The following is a 15,461-nucleotide window of genomic DNA, read 5'->3' as shown; positions in this document are numbered from 1 at the left end:
TTCCTGTCTTGCTGACGATCGTCCTTAGAAGGACTTGGTCAGGTTCACGAAGGCCACGCGGCCGAGGTAGTCGTAACCCGAATACAGCGGGGCGTTGCCGACCCGGTTGTACACGCCAGCCGAGATCACCGGCGGGTTCTCGTTGAACAGGTTGCGAACGCCGGCGGTCGCCGTCCAACCATCACGCGAATACTGCACCGACGCATTGTGCAGGAAGTAGTCGTCCGTCGCCAGGTCGTAATCCGACGTCGCAGGATCTTCGCCGTAGTACTCGTAGCTGCTCATGCCGTCGACCCATTCGACGCCGTAGCGCACGCGCCAGTCGGACCAGGCGTAGCTGATGTCCGCCGTACCCGTGAACTCCGGATTGTCGATCATGCCGACGTAGTCTTCCAGCGGGTCCTCGTCGAACAGCTTGTTCGACACTTCGGTGTACTGGGTGACGCCCAGGTTGAAGAGGACCGAGCCCGGTCCGACGTCGTTGCTGTAGCGCAGCGTATAATCCAGGCCCTTCACGATGTCCGTGGCCAGGTTCACATAGCTGTCGATCACGGTCAGCGAGTTGTCGGACGGATCCCGCGAGACCAGGGCGCAGAAGCCCGTGTCAGCGGAGAAGTCGGCCGGATTGGCGTCGTAGCAGCGGTCCAGGATCGCCGAGGCGCCGTACTGCGCCACGCCGTTCTCCACCTCGATCTCATAGTAGTCGACCGCGAAGTCCAGGTTGCCCCAGCCCGAAGGCAGGGTCGGCTGGAACACCGCGCCGATCGTCAGATTGGTCGAGGTTTCGGCGGCCAGACCCAGGTCGGCGCCGCCTTCGCTGATCACCTGCACGCTGGAGGTGGCGTAGTATTCCGGATCCAGACCCTCGGCGGCGCAGTTGGCGACGCGATTGGGGTTCACGCCGTCCGCGCCGTACTCATTACAGGCGTCTGCGCCGGAGGACAGGAAGCCGCTGGTGGCGCCGACGAACTGTTCGAACAGCGCCGGAGCGCGGAACGACGTACCGTAGGTGGCGCGCAGCGACAGCCAGTCGATCGGCCGGTACACAGCGCCCAGCTTGTAGGTCGTGTCGTCGCCGTAGGAGTCGTAATCCGTGTAGCGGAACGAGCCGTTCAGCGTCAGCTCCTCGGCGAAGGGCATGTCGCGCAGGACCGGAACTTCGATCTCGCCAAAGGCTTCCCACACCGAATCCGAACCGCGGGTGATGGCCGAGGTCGAGTAGTTGTAGGTGTTGCCCAGCTGGCTATCGAGACCCGGGGTGTCGTCGATCGAGGAGTCGCGCCATTCCGCACCGAAGAAGGCGCTAACCTCACCGGCAGGCAGCTGGAACAGCGGCCCGTCGATGCCCACCGACACGATGGTTTCCTCGAACTCGGTCGTCCCCGTGACCGGACGGAAGACATAGTCCACCCAATCTTGCGGCAGTTCGCCGGCGATGGTGCGCGTGCTCAGCGCAGGCGCCGCGACGCAGCCCGGATTGGACGCCAGTTCGGCGCACTGGAATTGCCCAGGAGCGGTTTCAACGACGTCGAGCGTCTCGATCAGGCGATCCGTCAGGAACTGCTCGCTGGTGTAGGTCGACTTGGAGCGCGAGTGGCTGACGTAGGCGTCATAGCGCCAGCCAGGCACCATGAAGTCGCCGCGCAGACCGCCGGTCAGCTTGGTGAAGTCCACTTCCTGTTCGGAAGTGTCGTTGCCGAATCCGATGAACGCGCGGACGCCGACGTTCTGACCCTTGTTCAGGCCTTGATCCGGCGCGAAGGTCGAGAAAGCCAGATTGTCCGGGATCAGCGGGCTGCCTTCAGCATAGTCCAGCGACAGCTGACGATAGCCGGTCTGCGACGACTTGCGCTGGTTGTACAGCACCTCGCCGTACAGCTCGGCATTGCCAAGCGCCTGAAGGTCATAGCCGCCTTCGCCGTAGATGGTGGTGATGTCGACCGGCGAGATCAGCGACTCGTTCAGCATCCGGTCTTCGAAGGTGTCGCGGACGTTGAGGTTGTTGCCGCTGCCGCCGACGCCCTCGAACCCTTCGACGCCCGTCGTGACGGCCGAGTTCGGACGCCAGCGGTTGAAGGTCGAGCCGACCGAGCCTGGCGCGCCCACGCCCGTCGCCGCCGAGGTTCCGATCGTGTTGATCGTCACGCCGTTCGAGCCGGTCGTCGTGATCGGATAGCACTTCGACTGGCCCGTGCGGGGGTCGATGTAGTCCTGGTCGTTGAAGAAGCCGTCCGTCTGGCACCGCGTGAATTCGCGATCGCGCAGGGTCAGTTCGTCACGCTCGTAGCGCTCCACCGAACCGGCGGCGCGCCAGCGGTCGCCCTTGGCGCCGGCGACGACCGACAGGCGCGTCGAGCCGCCGTTGCCGTTGGCCTCGGTCGGGGCGTTCACCTGACCTTCCAGGGTCAGGCCCTCGAAGCCCTGACGGGTCTGGATGTTGACCACGCCGGCGACGGCGTCCGAACCGTAAACCGACGAGGCGCCGTCGCGCAGCACTTCGACACGGTCGATCATGGCCGTCGGCAGCACGTTCAAGTCGGCCGAACCGACAGAACCGCGCGAGCCGGCCGGCGAAACGCGACGACCGTTCAGCAGCACCAGGGTGCGGCTCGGGCCCATGCCGCGCAGGCCGATGGTGTTGGCGCCCGGACCGCCGTCGGTGACGTAGCCGCCGTAAGCATTGTTGATCTGCGAGGTGCCGCCGGTGACGGCCGTGCTCTGCAGCGCCTCGGTCGTGGAGGCGAAGCCTTGCAGCGTCGCTTCCTCGCGCGTCACCACCTGGGTGGGAGACGGGGCGTTGTAGTTGTCGCGACGGATACGCGAACCGACCACGACGATCTCATCGACCTGGACGGCGTCTTGTTCTTGAGAAGGAGCTGTCGTCTGAGCAAAAGCCGCGACAGGGCTGAGCATGACCACCGAAACGGCGGCGATGCCGCCCACCATGGTGGACGCCAGGAGCTGAGTCTTATGAGTACGCATTGGCCTCTTCACGACAAAATTTCAACAACTCAGCACCACTCAAATAACAACGAAACATACCGGAGTTATTGCAGAAGAAGTCCTGATTACGTCTCGCCTATGTCAGTCATAGGCACAGGACAAGTCGCGAGTTGGATAAAACATCGTAATTCTGGAACATCGCTGTAAAATTTGGGCCAGATATCAGACAACACTGCAATCTCGTTCCGCATTACAACGCTTTACCGCCCTTATCTTGCCTTATATGCGTCCGCCGCAGTGGCGGTGCCCCAGGCGACGGCTATGGCGAAACGGGCCTAGACGCCCTAACTTTCGTTCATGAACCGTTCTTCGACGCCGAAGCCCGCGGCCGCCAAGCCGGCGAAGCCTGTCCACGTGCCCAATCCGGGCGTGCAGGAGGCGTCGGCCGCCTTCATTCGCGACACAGGCAAGATGCCCATGTTCGCGCCCGTCTCCGGCCCGCGGCTGACGCCGGAGGAGCTGGTCGCGGCCCCCGCCGACTGGGTTCCACACCGCCCTTCGCATGAAGGCAAGAAGAAGGGCGGCAAGTTCCGTCTGGAAACCAAATACGTCCCCGCCGGCGACCAGCCCGCCGCCATCGCCGAACTGGTCGCCCAGGCGGGTGCGGGCGACCGCGACCAGGTGCTGCTGGGCGTCACCGGCTCGGGCAAGACCTTCACCATGGCCAAGGTGATCGAGCAGACCCAGCGCCCGGCCCTGATCCTGGCGCCGAACAAGACCTTGGCCGCTCAACTATACTCTGAGTTCAAGTCATTCTTCCCCGATAACGCCGTAGAATACTTCGTATCGTATTACGACTACTATCAACCGGAAGCTTATGTGCCGCGAACGGACACTTATATTGAAAAAGACTCAAGTATAAACGAGCAGATCGACCGGATGCGGCATTCGGCGACGCGGGCGATCCTGGAGCGGGACGATGTGATCGTGGTGGCCAGCGTCAGCTGCATCTACGGCATCGGGTCGGTGGAGACCTATACGGCGATGACCTTCACGCTGAAGGTCGGGGACCAGATCGACGAGGCGAAGCTGCGGGCCGACCTGATCGCGCTGCAGTACAAGCGCAACGACGCGACGTTCGAACGGGGGATGTTCAGGAAGCGCGGCGACACCATCGAGATCTTCCCGGTCCACCAGGAAGACCGCGCCTGGCGCGTCAGCCTGTTCGGCGACGAGATCGAGGCGATCGCCGAGTTCGACCCCCTGACCGGCAAGAAGACCGCCGACCTGGCCGAGATCACCGTCTACGCCGCCAGCCACTACGTCACCCCGCGCCCGACGCTGAACCAGGCCGTCACCGGCATCAAGGCCGAGCTGAAGGAGACGCTGGACTGGATGGTCGAGAACGGCAAGCTGCTGGAGGCCCAGCGGCTGGAGCAGCGCACCCGCTTCGACCTGGAGATGATGGAGGCCACCGGCAGCTGCGCCGGCATCGAGAACTACAGCCGCTGGCTGACCGGCCGCGCGCCGGGCGAGCCGCCGCCGACCTTCTTCGAATACATCCCCGACAACGCCCTGCTGTTCGTGGACGAGAGCCACGTCACCATCGGCCAGATCAACGGCATGTTCCGTGGCGACTATCGGCGCAAGTCGACCCTGGCCGAATACGGCTTCCGCCTGCCGTCGTGCATCGACAACCGCCCGCTGAAGTTCGAGGAATGGGACGCCATGCGCCCCCAGACGGTGCACGTCAGCGCCACCCCCGGCCCGTGGGAGATGGAGCGCGCCGGCGGCGTCTTCGTGGAGCAGGTCATCCGCCCCACCGGCCTGATCGACCCGCCGGTGGAGATCCGCCCCGTCTCGGGGACCACACGCAACCAGGTCGACGACGTCATCGACGAGGTGAAGGCGACCACGGCCCGCGGCTACCGCAGCCTGGTCACCACCCTGACCAAGAAGATGGCCGAGGACCTGACCGAATACATGCACGAACAGGGGGTGCGCGTCCGCTACATGCACTCCGACGTCGACACCCTGGAGCGGATCGAGATCCTGCGCGACCTGCGGCTGGGAACCTTCGACTGCCTGATCGGCATCAACCTGCTGCGCGAGGGGCTGGACATCCCCGAATGCGGCCTGGTCGCCATCCTGGATGCGGACAAGGAGGGCTTCCTGCGCTCAGAGACGTCGCTGATCCAAACCATCGGCCGCGCCGCCCGCAACGTGGACGGCCGCGTCATCCTGTACGCCGACCGCATGACGGGCTCGATGGAGCGCGCCATCGCCGAGACCGACCGGCGCCGCGAACGGCAGATGGCCTACAACGCCGAACACGGCATCACGCCCGAGAGCGTCAAGCGCGACATCAAGGAAATCCTGGAAAGCCCCTATGAGTCGCGCGAGCTGGACCGCCTGACCAAGCCGGGCGTGGCCGAGGCTTCCAAGCCCTTCGTCGGCTCCAACTTCCAGGCCGCGCTGAAGGACCTGGAAGGCCGGATGCGCGAGGCCGCCAGCAACCTGGAGTTCGAGGAAGCCGCCCGCCTGCGCGACGAGATCAAGCGCATGAAGCTGATGGACCTGGAGTTCGCCAACGAAGCCCTGACTGGCGCGGGGGAAGAGGTCGACAAGTCGGCCCCGAAGAAGTGGCGCGCCCAGGCGGCGGCGGAGAAGGCGGAAGCGTTCAGGAAGGGGCGGTAATCCTCAATCCCTTCTCCCCTTGCGGGAGAAGGTGGCCGAGCAAAGCGAGGTCGGATGAGGGGTTTCCTCGGCGGGCGCCCGTTCTCCATGCAGGCTCCTACTCGTCCCGCGCCAGCCTTTCCTCTGTCGCCGCTACGATCGCCGCCAGCACCTTCTCGCAATGGTTCTCGATCATCGGGTTGGGAAACCGCAGCACCCGAAACCCCTGCTCGCGAAACCATGCATCCCGCTCGGCGTCCTCGATTTGATCCTCATGCTGCGGCCCGTCAGCTTCCACGATCAGCCGGTGCCTCAGACAGACGAAATCGGCGATGTATCGCCCAATCACCATCTGCCGCCGAAACTTCAGGCCCGCCAGTCGCCTGTCACGCAGGATCGTCCAAAGCCGCCGCTCGTAGAGGACGGACTGGCGGCGCATGGCCTTGGCGCGAGCTTGTAACCAGTCACCCATGAATGAAGTTGTGAGATCATCGTTCGGTGATTGCAACGGAGGCCCACATGAGACGATCGCTTGGGTGACTCAAGTCGAGCGGCGGCTAAGCCGTCACTGGTGCATTGATCTTTCCGGCATCGGATTCGACGAGGTCGAGGTCACGCGCTTCTTTAGGTCCGGTGAAATGCCGGACGCCCTCGTCTAACGCATCGCTGACAAGTACGGCCTGATCGCCTTCGAGCCTCTCCGCCCCTGATGACCCTCATACCGCAGGTGAGAAGCCTCAGAACGACGCGCGCCATGCCTCTGGTGTCAGGGCTACGGCGTTCTCAAGGGGCGGCCGCAGGACGAAAAACTCTGGCTGGAGCGGCAGCGTGTGGACTCGATACAGGCGCCAAGCCTCTGGTCGCTCCAGTGAAACTTCTCGCTCGGTTCGGGTCAGGAAAAAGTCTGTCGAAGGTCCGCTTCGCGTGGCCTTCACCTCGATCAGACGCTCGCGCCCCTCCCGTGGGTCGAAACTACGGATATCGTATCCAGCGCCATCGCCGCGTTCCTGCGAAGTCCACTCCACCTTTCGCGCCAAATCTGCTCGGTCGTACGCAAGGAGAACAGCGCGTTCGTGGTGAAAGACACGTTCTTCGCCGATCAAGCCCAGTTGTCGGTTACGATGGTCCCGCGCGGCAGGATCAAACTTCCGGACAAGGCGCTCCAGTCCTGCCGGACGCCGAGAGCGTTCATTTTGCAAAGGAGGGGGATCGCCTCTTTGGATAGACGGCCAAGCGTCGAAAGCTGTTGCCGGTTCAGAAAAGCCCCTCACAGCGGATATCGGCGAGGAGCTTGTAGAGCTTGCGGGCAGGCCGATTTCCCAAGCGTCGGGATGGGCGTCCAGGTAGCGCTCGAGAGCAAGAAAAATCGCGCCTTGATAGTTGGGTCGATTTCCAAACCCGTTCAGCTTCGGCATGCCGAGCTCGGTCAGGACGGCGGAAATGTTCCCGTACTTCTGCCCGACAGATCCGGCCGTGCGACCTGTCTGTTCGGACACGGCCCGGGCGTGATGGGCTTTGACAAACGGCGCGCCTGAGGCAGCGGCGGCGAGCATGGCGAAATAGTCGGCTACAATGAGGTCCAATTCCTCGCCGCTCCAATCGCTGCCGTATTTGCTCGTGTCGACCACTGCGCCTCCCCGCCCAACCAAAGGTTAGTATGGGTGAGCGCTCTCTTACCAGGACGCTAATCGCGATCCCGCCAGGCGGCTCATTCGGCGTTACCGTCGGAGGCGCCCCCTCATCCGACCTCGCTGCGCTCGGCCACCTTCTCCCGCAAGGGGAGAAGGACGTCCCCAGATCAGGCAGCAGTTGCAGGTGTTAAGGGCCGGCTGGCGTTCAACGGGCGCGGGACGTATCGGCGGGCGTGAGCCCCCTCACCGCTCGTCCATCGACTTCTCCCAGTCCGCCGTCGGGACGACCTGGCCGCCGGGACCGATCTGCATGTCCTCGCCCAGGCGGATGCGGCGGGCGCGGTCCGTTTCCGGGACGGGCGTCAGGCCGGCGGCGGCCAGTTGGGCCTCCAGCGCGTCGATGCGGCGGTCGCAGGCGACGCGGCGGCTGATCTGGGCGAAGCTGAACTCCTGGTTCAGGCGCGACAGGCGCTGGCGCCAGCGGTGGTAGGGGGCGGCGACGGGGTCGGCGTCGAGGTTGTCGGGGTCGCGGGCCAGGCGGCGGTTGGGCAGGTCCTCGTCCATCAGGATGTCGACCACCAGCTGCAGCGGGGCGGTGTCGGGGGTCAGGGGCCGGCGGCGGGCGTCCTCGCGGCCGGCCAGCTTGCGGTAGCGCTCGGCCAGGGAGGCCAGGGCGTGGGCCTGGGTCCAGTGGCCGGCGCGCATGGCCTGGCCCGAGGCCAGGGTGGCGGCGCGGGCCAGGTCGGCGGGATCGCCCGCCAGGGCCGCGTCGTCGGCTTCGGCGTCGAGGCCGGCGTCCGGCGCGTCGGGGGGCCCGTCGTGGGGCGGGAGGGCGAGGTTCGGCTCGTCGCAGGACGCCTCTGGCCCGTTCAGGCCGGGCGGGGGCGGGGCGTGGAGGTAGCGGGACCAGCCCTCCTTGCAGGCGCGGGCGCGCAGGGCGGAGACGGTGACGTCGTGGAGGCGGGCGGCGTCCTGGGCGGGCATGCCGGCCAGATAGTCGCGGCGGACCGCGGCCCAGACCTGTTCGGAGCGGCGTTTGTAGATGCGTTTTTCCATGCGCCGATTGTATGTCGAGGCGAAACTCAGGCGCGGAAGGCGACCCTTTTCGGGGTCAAGCGGCTGAAATTCCACAAGGTGGAGCGGGGGTTGGACGGCGCCGACGCGCGCAATTCGGCCTGAGCTGCGAGACGGGCGACGGGGCACGGCCGATTCTGGCGCAGGCGCGGGTTAGGCCTGTCGCATGACCAATCGATCACATGGAAAAATCCGCTCCCAGCAGACGTGGAACGAGATCCGCCGGGCGTGGGAGCGTGGGGAGACGGGGGCGTCGCTGGCGCTGCGGTACGATGTCGGGCTGTCGAACCTGTGGCGGCGGCGCGCGGCGGAGGGGTGGCGCAGGCTGAGGCCGGACGACCCGACGCCCGAGCCGATCGAGGGCTGGGCGCGCTACGCCGAGCGGCAGCGCGAGGCTTTCTGGCGGCGGCTGCAGGATGCGCGGGACCTGGCCGAATGCCTGGTGGAGGCGATGCGGGACGAGCGGCTGAGCCGGGCGCCGCACTGGCACATTCCGTGGCTGTACCACTGGCGGGCCGAGCACCTGGGGCCCGAGGCGGCGGCGCGGGACCGGGCGCGGGCGATCGAGGCGGGGCATCCGTGGGCCGAGGTCTTCTGGCGCGCGGACGGGTCGCTGAAGCCGCTGGACGTGCTGGACGAGGCGATGGCGCGGCTGCACCCGGAAGAGCTGCGCGGGGAGCTGGGCCTGCCGGAGGGGGCGGCGGTGGAGTGAGGGGCCGCCCCTGATCTTCCCTCCCCGTCCCGGGGAGGGAGAAGGTCTGGGCGTTGCGGGTCAGTCCTCGTCCATCTTCAGGGCGGCGATGAAGGCCTCCTGCGGGATCTCGACCTTGCCGAACTGGCGCATGCGTTTCTTGCCGGCCTTCTGCTTCTCCAGCAGCTTCTTCTTGCGGGTGGCGTCGCCGCCGTAGCACTTGGAGGTCACGTCCTTGCGCAGCGCCCGGACGGTCTCGCGGGCGATGATCTTGCCGCCGATGGCCGCCTGGATCGGGATCTGGAAGAGATGGGGCGGGATCAGCTCCTTCATCTTCTCGACCATGCCGCGGCCGCGCGTCTCGGCGCGCTGGCGGTGGACCAACATCGACAGGGCGTCGACGGGCTCGGCGTTGACCAGGATGGACATCTTGACCAGGTCGCCGACCTTGTACTCGGTGATCTCGTAGTCGAACGAGGCGTAGCCCTTGGAGATCGACTTCAGCCGGTCGTAGAAGTCGAACACCACCTCGTTCAGCGGCAGTTCGTAGACCACCATGGCGCGGCTGCCGACGTAGGACAGCTCCAGCTGCTGGCCGCGACGGTCCTGACACAGCTTGATCACGCCGCCCAGATATTCGTCGGGCGTCAGGATGGTGGCCTTGATCCAGGGCTCGGCGATGGTCTCGATCTGCATCACGTCGGGCAGGTCGGCCGGGTTGTGCAGGTCGATCTCGGTCCCGTCGCGCAGGCCGATCTTGTAGACCACCGACGGGGCGGTCGCGATCAGGTCGAGGTTGAACTCGCGGCTCAGGCGCTCCTGGATGATCTCCAGGTGCAGGAGACCCAGGAAGCCGCAGCGGAAGCCGAAGCCCAGCGCGGCCGAGCTTTCCATCTCATAGGTGAAGGAGGCGTCGTTCAGGCGCAGGCGGCCGATGGCGGCGCGCAGATCCTCGAAATCGGCGGCGTCGACCGGGAACAGGCCGCAGAAGACCACCGACTGCACCTCCTTGAAGCCCTTGAGCGGCTCGGCGGTGGGGCGTTTCTCGTCGGTGATGGTGTCGCCGACGGCGGCGTGGGCGACCTCCTTGATCTGGGCGGTGATGAAGCCGACCTCGCCGGGGCCCAGCTGGTCCACCGGGGTGTTCTTGGGCAGGAAGACGCCGACGCGGTCGATCAGGTGGGTCGAGCCGTTGCGCATCATCTTGACCCGCATGCCGGTCTTCAGCACGCCGTCGAAGACCCGCACCAGCACGACGACGCCCAGGTAGGGGTCGTACCAGGCGTCGACCAGCATGGCCTTCAGCGGGGCGTTCACGTCGCCCTTGGGCGCCGGAAGCTTGGTGACGATGGCCTCCAGCACGTCCTCGATGCCCAGGCCGGACTTGGCGCTGGCCAGGACCGCCTCGGAGGCGTCGATGCCGATGACGTCCTCGATCTGGGCGCGCACGCGGTCGGGCTCGGCGGCGGGCAGGTCGACCTTGTTCAGGACCGGCACGATCTCGTGGTTGTTGTCGATCGCCTGATAGACGTTGGCCAGGGTCTGGGCCTCGACCCCCTGGGAGGCGTCGACGACCAGCAGCGAGCCCTCGCACGCCGCCAGCGACCGGCTGACCTCATAAGCGAAGTCGACGTGGCCGGGCGTGTCCATCAGGTTCAGGACGTAGTCCTGGCCGTCGCGCGCCTTGTAGTTCAGGCGCACCGTCTGCGCTTTGATGGTGATGCCCCGTTCCTTCTCGATGTCCATGTTGTCGAGCACCTGCTCGGACATCTCACGTTGAGTGAGGCCGCCGGTGTACTGGATCAGGCGGTCGGACAGGGTGGACTTGCCGTGGTCGATGTGCGCGACCACGCTGAAGTTCCGGATGTTCGAGGTAGGGGGAGTCGTCATCCGCGCGCCCCTATCACGCGCGCGGGTCGGGGGCCAGCGGGCGCGGCGATCCGCGCCTTCGGCGGTGCCAGATTAAGCCTTTGCAATAAACCCTTTGAAGGTTTGAGGCCCTAATGCGGACGCGGTATGGAGCAAGCTTGCACCCGTCGGCTCCATCCGGCGGCCAGCCCCGCCTGAAACCGAGGAAGACCCCGTGTCACAGACGAACCGATCCGCCGTCCGGACCGCCCTGGCGGTGAGCGCCGCGCTGGGCGTGATGCTGCTGGCGGCCTGCGGCGGCCACGGCGAGGAAAAGGCGCCGGAGAAGTCGGGCGCATCGCGCCAGAACGTCACGGCCACGACCGTCGCCCAGACGAACCTGGACCGCACCGTCACCGCCTCGGGCACCGTCTCGGCCTGGGAAGAGGTGCCGGTCGGCGCCGAGACGGGCGGCCTGGTCGCCACGGCCGTCTATGTCGACGAGGGCTCCTACGTCCGCCAGGGGCAGCCGCTTGTGCAGATGAACGACGCCCTGCTCCGCGCGCAGCTGAACCAGCAGCAGGCGCAGGTGCAGACGGCCGAGGCCAATGTCGCCCGCGACGACGCGGCCCTGGAGCGCGCCCAGGAGCTGAAGGAGCGCGGCTTCCTGAGCCAGGCGTCGCTGGACACCGCCCTGGCCAATCAGCGCTCGTCCCAGGCCAATCTGGCCGCCGCCCGCGCCGCCCTGTCGGAGACGCGCACCCGCCTTTCCCAGGCCACCATCCGCGCGCCCGTCAGCGGCCTGATCATCAGCCGCAGCGTCACCAAGGGCCAGATCATCGCCGCCGGCGCCGAGCTGTTCCGCATGGTCCGCGACGGCCGGCTGGAGCTGGACGCCCAGGTGCCCGAGACCGAGCTGGGCCTGGTCCGCGCCGGCCAGTCGGCGACGGTGACCTCCAGCGAGGCCGGCTCGACCACCGGGACGGTGCGCATCGTCACGCCCGAGGTGAACGCCGAGACCCGCCTGGGCCTGGCCCGCGTCGCCCTGTCGCCGGGCAGCCAGCTGCGGCCCGGCATGTTCGCCCGCGCCGACATCGCCGTGGGCGCCCAGCCGGCGACCACGGTGCCGACGGCCTCGGTGCTCTATCGCAACAACCGCGCCGGGGTGTTCGTGCTGAACGCCGACAGCACCGTGCGCTTCCAGCCGGTGACCGTCCTGTCGCGCACCGACGCCCAGACCGCCGTCAGCGGCGTGGAGCCCGGCGTGCGCGTCATCGTGCAGGGCGCGGGCTTCCTGAACGACGGCGACGGCGTCACCGTGTCCCAGGCCGCGCCGGCCCGGGCCGCGGCCCAGCCCGCCGCCCCGCAGCCCGCGACCAAGTAGGACCGATCATGAACCAGATCTCGTCCTGGGCGATCAAGAACCCCATCCCGATCATCCTGCTGTTCGTCCTGCTGACGCTGGGCGGGGTGGTCGGCTTCTTGGGGATGCGGATCAACAACAACCCCGACATCGACTTCCCGCTGGTCGCCGTCACCGCCGCCCGCCCCGGCGCGGCCCCCGCCGAGATGGAGGTCCAGGTCACCCGGGTGATCGAGGATTCGATCGCCGGCCTGTCGGGCGTGCGCCACATCTATTCCAACGTCACCGACGGCGTGTCCTCGACCACGATCGAGTTCGAGCTGGGCACCGACACGGAACGCGCGACCAACGACGTCCGCAACGCCATGAGCGGCGTGCGCGCCAGCCTGCCTCAGGACATGCAGGAGCCGACGGTCCAGCGGATCGACATCACCGGCGACGCCCTGATCACCTATGTGGTCCGTTCGGCGACCATGACGCCGGAAGAGATCAGCTGGTTCATCGACAACGAGATGAGCCGCGCCCTGCTGGCCATGGGCGGGGTGGGCGAGGTCAACCGTTCGGGCGGCGTGGACCGGGAGATCCGCGTCGAGCTGGATCCGCAACGCCTGTCGGCCTACGGCGTCACCGCCGGGCAGGTCAGCCAGGCCCTGACCAACGTCAACAACAACCTGCCCGGCGGTCGCGTGACCCTGGCGGGATCGGAGCGCGCCGTGCGCACCTTGGGCGCGGCCGGTTCGGTCGAACAGCTGCGCGAAACCCTGATCCCGTTGGGCGACGGCCAGACCGTGCGCCTGGGCGACCTGGGCACGGTCGAGGACAAGTGGAGCGAACCGCGCCGCCTGGCCCGCTACAACGGCCAGGAGGCCGTCACCTTCAACTTCCTGCGCTCGCGCGAGGCCAGCGAGGTCAAGGTCGCCGAACGCGTCCGCGAGGAGGTCGCCCGCATCGACGAGGCGCATCCGGAGCTGACCATCGAGCAGGTCACCTCCAGCGTGCAGTACATCGAGGAAAGCTATCTGGCGTCGCTGGAGGCGCTGGCGCTGGGGGCGGTTCTGGCCGTCGTCGTCGTCTTCATCTTCCTGCGGGACTGGCGCGCCACCGTGATCGCGGCGACGGCCATGCCGATGTCGCTGATCCCCACCTTCGCCATCCTGGGCCCGATGGACCAGTCGCTGAACGTGGTGACGCTGCTGGCGCTGTCGCTGACCATCGGCATCCTGGTCGACGACGCCATCGTGGAGATCGAGAACATCGTCCGGCACATGCGGGACGGAAAACCGCCCTATGACGCCGCCATCGAGGCGGCCGACGAGATCGGCCTGGCGGTCGTGGCGACGACGGCCACCATCATCGCCGTCTTCGCGCCGGTCGGCTTCATGCCGGGCATCATCGGCCAGTTCTTCAAGGCCTTCGCCCTGGCGGCCTGTATCTCGGTCTTCTTCTCGCTGGTCGTGGCGCGGACGCTGACGCCGCTGATGGCGGCCTATATGCTCAAGCACACCCATCACGAGGACAAGGATCCGTTCTGGATGGGCGGCTACCTGCGGGCCCTGCGCTGGTCGCTGGGCAACCGCTGGAAGGTGTTCGTCATCGGCATCCTGTTCCTGGTCGGCTCGATCACCCTGTCGATCGTGGCGCGGATGTCGTTCGAGTTCATGTCGCCGGGCGACGAGTCCCGCGCGGCCTTCCAGATCGAGACCCCGCCCGGATCGACCCTGCGCCAGACCGACGACGTCGTGCAGCAGGTCACCAAGATGCTGGAGGCGCGGCCCGAGGTCACCTCCGTCTACGCCGCCATCGGCGGCCAGGACGTCAACCAGGCCAATGTCTACGCCGACATGGTGGGCAAGGGCGAACGCGACCTGAGCCAGCAGGAATTCGCCCGCGTCATGGTCGACGAAATGAAGAAGATTCCTGGCGCCCGCATCCGCGCCGGCATCGCCCAGCAGGGCGGCGGCCCCGGCGACGGCACCAGCTACACCTTCTCAATCCTGGGCGACAATCCGGTCGCGCTGGAGGCGGCGGCCCGTCAGGTCGAGGCCGAGATGCGCGGCGTGCCCGGCCTGGCCAATGTGGTCAATACGGCGGCCATCGCCCGGCCGGAAATCCTGGTCACCCCGCGTGCCGACGAGGCGGCGCTGGCCGGCGTGTCGGCGGGCGCCATCTCGCAGGCGGTGCGGGTGGCCACCATCGGCGACATCGACCAGAACCTGCCCAAGTACAATCTGGGCGACCGCCAGATCCCGATCCGGCTGCAGCTGACCGAGGCGGCCCGCGAGGACCTGTCGGTCCTGGAAAGCCTGCGCATCCCGGCCAACAACGGCGCCCAGGTGCCGCTGGGCGCCGTGGCCGACATCGAGTTCGGGGCCGGACCCGCGACGGTGAGCCGCCAGGACCGCTCGCGCATCGCCTCGATCACGGCCGAGCTGGACGGCATCACCACCGGCGCCGCGGGCCAGGCGGTGCAGCAGCTGCCGTCGGTCAAGAACCTGCCCGCCGGCGTGCGCCAGACCCCCGCCGGCGACGCCGAGTTCATCCAGGAGATGATCAGCGGTTTCGCCGTCGCCTTCCTGTCGGGCATCCTGCTGATGTACGCGGTGCTGACGCTGCTGTTCAAAAGCTTCGCCTATCCGATCACCATCATGGCGGCCCTGCCCCTGGCCATCGGCGGCGCCTTCATCGCCCTAGTGATCGCGGACAAGAGCTTCTCGCTGTCCGCCCTGATCGGGGTGCTGATGCTGATGGGGATCGCGGCCAAGAACTCCATCCTGCTGGTGGACTATGTGATCATCGCCGAGAAGGAGGGCATGCCCCGCTACGACGCCATCATGGACGCGGCGCACAAGCGCGCCCGCCCCATCCTGATGACGACCTTCGCCATGGGCGCGGGCATGGTGCCGATCGCCATGGGAGTCGGGGCCGACGTCGAATTCCGTTCGCCGATGGCCGTGGCGGTGGTGGGGGGACTGATCTCGTCCACCTTCCTGTCGCTGCTCTACATCCCGGCGATCTTCACCATCGTGGACGACTTTGCGGTGTTCGCGCGGCGCAGGCTGAGCCGCATGACGGCGGGCCAGCGCCGCCTGCACGGCGACCGGGAGGCGCCGAAGCTGGCGGAGTAGCGGGTCGGACGCAGGCTGAGAAAGGGCCGACCGGGAGACTGGTCGGCCCTTTTGTCTGGTCGAGGCGCGAGATGCGATCCTCCCCCGCCTTGCGGGGAGGAATGAAAAAG

The 15,461-nt window shown here is 66.9% G+C and carries 9 protein-coding genes; 4 read left to right on the top strand and 5 right to left on the bottom strand.

Annotation, left to right across the window (positions count from 1 at the left end):
• Nucleotides 1–24: 24 nt before the first annotated feature.
• Entirely contained in the window at nucleotides 25–2,982 is a 2,958-nt protein-coding gene (locus ACE3PU_RS01740; protein ID WP_374386004.1) for a TonB-dependent receptor plug domain-containing protein, read from the bottom strand.
• Between the two features lie 318 nt (nucleotides 2,983–3,300).
• Here ACE3PU_RS01740 and uvrB point away from each other — a divergent pair, with 318 nt between their 5' ends.
• Complete coding sequence (gene uvrB / locus ACE3PU_RS01735; RefSeq protein WP_374386002.1) at nucleotides 3,301–5,640, top strand: excinuclease ABC subunit UvrB; 2,340 nt, start codon at nucleotides 3,301–3,303, stop codon at nucleotides 5,638–5,640.
• Between the two features lie 97 nt (nucleotides 5,641–5,737).
• Here uvrB and ACE3PU_RS01730 read toward each other — a convergent pair whose 3' ends face one another.
• The 3 genes from ACE3PU_RS01730 to ACE3PU_RS01720 all read right to left on the bottom strand — a co-directional run bounded on the left by ACE3PU_RS01730 (nucleotide 5,738) and on the right by ACE3PU_RS01720 (nucleotide 8,306).
• Nucleotides 5,738–6,127 carry an endonuclease domain-containing protein gene (locus tag ACE3PU_RS01730; RefSeq protein ID WP_374386000.1) on the bottom strand — a complete coding sequence of 130 codons (390 nt, stop codon included), beginning with the start codon at nucleotides 6,125–6,127 and terminating at the stop codon, nucleotides 5,738–5,740.
• 229 nt (nucleotides 6,128–6,356) lie between these two features.
• On the bottom strand, nucleotides 6,357–7,247 hold the full coding sequence (locus tag ACE3PU_RS01725; RefSeq protein ID WP_374385998.1) for a DUF3883 domain-containing protein: 891 nt from the start codon (nucleotides 7,245–7,247) through the stop codon (nucleotides 6,357–6,359).
• A gap of 246 nt (nucleotides 7,248–7,493) precedes the next feature.
• The gene (locus ACE3PU_RS01720; protein WP_374385996.1) at nucleotides 7,494–8,306 is read right to left on the bottom strand and encodes a hypothetical protein; all 813 of its coding nucleotides are present in this window, start codon (nucleotides 8,304–8,306) and stop codon (nucleotides 7,494–7,496) included.
• A gap of 184 nt (nucleotides 8,307–8,490) precedes the next feature.
• Here ACE3PU_RS01720 and ACE3PU_RS01715 point away from each other — a divergent pair, with 184 nt between their 5' ends.
• Nucleotides 8,491–9,036 (top strand): hypothetical protein, encoded by a 546-nt coding sequence (locus ACE3PU_RS01715; protein ID WP_374385995.1) that lies wholly within the window; start codon nucleotides 8,491–8,493, stop codon nucleotides 9,034–9,036.
• A 60-nt stretch (nucleotides 9,037–9,096) separates the two neighbouring features.
• Here the strand turns inward: ACE3PU_RS01715 and lepA are convergent, their stop codons facing one another.
• On the bottom strand, nucleotides 9,097–10,905 hold the full coding sequence (gene lepA, locus ACE3PU_RS01710) for a translation elongation factor 4 (protein WP_374385993.1): 1,809 nt from the start codon (nucleotides 10,903–10,905) through the stop codon (nucleotides 9,097–9,099).
• Nucleotides 10,906–11,098: 193 nt separating this feature from the next.
• Between lepA and ACE3PU_RS01705 the strand changes: the two genes are divergently transcribed.
• Together ACE3PU_RS01705 and ACE3PU_RS01700 are read left to right on the top strand one after the other, a co-directional pair.
• Nucleotides 11,099–12,247, top strand: coding sequence for an efflux RND transporter periplasmic adaptor subunit (locus ACE3PU_RS01705; protein ID WP_374385990.1), 1,149 nt, complete (start codon nucleotides 11,099–11,101; stop codon nucleotides 12,245–12,247).
• An 8-nt stretch (nucleotides 12,248–12,255) separates the two neighbouring features.
• Nucleotides 12,256–15,351 carry an efflux RND transporter permease subunit gene (locus ACE3PU_RS01700; RefSeq protein WP_374385988.1) on the top strand — a complete coding sequence of 1,032 codons (3,096 nt, stop codon included), beginning with the start codon at nucleotides 12,256–12,258 and terminating at the stop codon, nucleotides 15,349–15,351.
• Nucleotides 15,352–15,461: the final 110 nt, after the last annotated feature.

It is taken from the genome of Brevundimonas sp. (assembly GCF_041911375.1).
Taxonomy (GTDB): domain Bacteria; phylum Pseudomonadota; class Alphaproteobacteria; order Caulobacterales; family Caulobacteraceae; genus Brevundimonas.
This window is presented reverse-complemented; position numbering and strand designations above follow the sequence as displayed.

Coding starts and splice junctions, on each gene's coding strand:
- uvrB (WP_374386002.1), top strand. CDS start 3,301: ATGAACCGTTCTTCGACGCCGAAGCCCGCGGCCGCCAAGCCGGCGAAG.
- ACE3PU_RS01715 (WP_374385995.1), top strand. CDS start 8,491: ATGACCAATCGATCACATGGAAAAATCCGCTCCCAGCAGACGTGGAAC.
- ACE3PU_RS01700 (WP_374385988.1), top strand. CDS start 12,256: ATGAACCAGATCTCGTCCTGGGCGATCAAGAACCCCATCCCGATCATC.
- lepA (WP_374385993.1), bottom strand. CDS start 10,905: ATGACGACTCCCCCTACCTCGAACATCCGGAACTTCAGCGTGGTCGCG.
- ACE3PU_RS01720 (WP_374385996.1), bottom strand. CDS start 8,306: ATGGAAAAACGCATCTACAAACGCCGCTCCGAACAGGTCTGGGCCGCG.
- ACE3PU_RS01740 (WP_374386004.1), bottom strand. CDS start 2,982: ATGCGTACTCATAAGACTCAGCTCCTGGCGTCCACCATGGTGGGCGGC.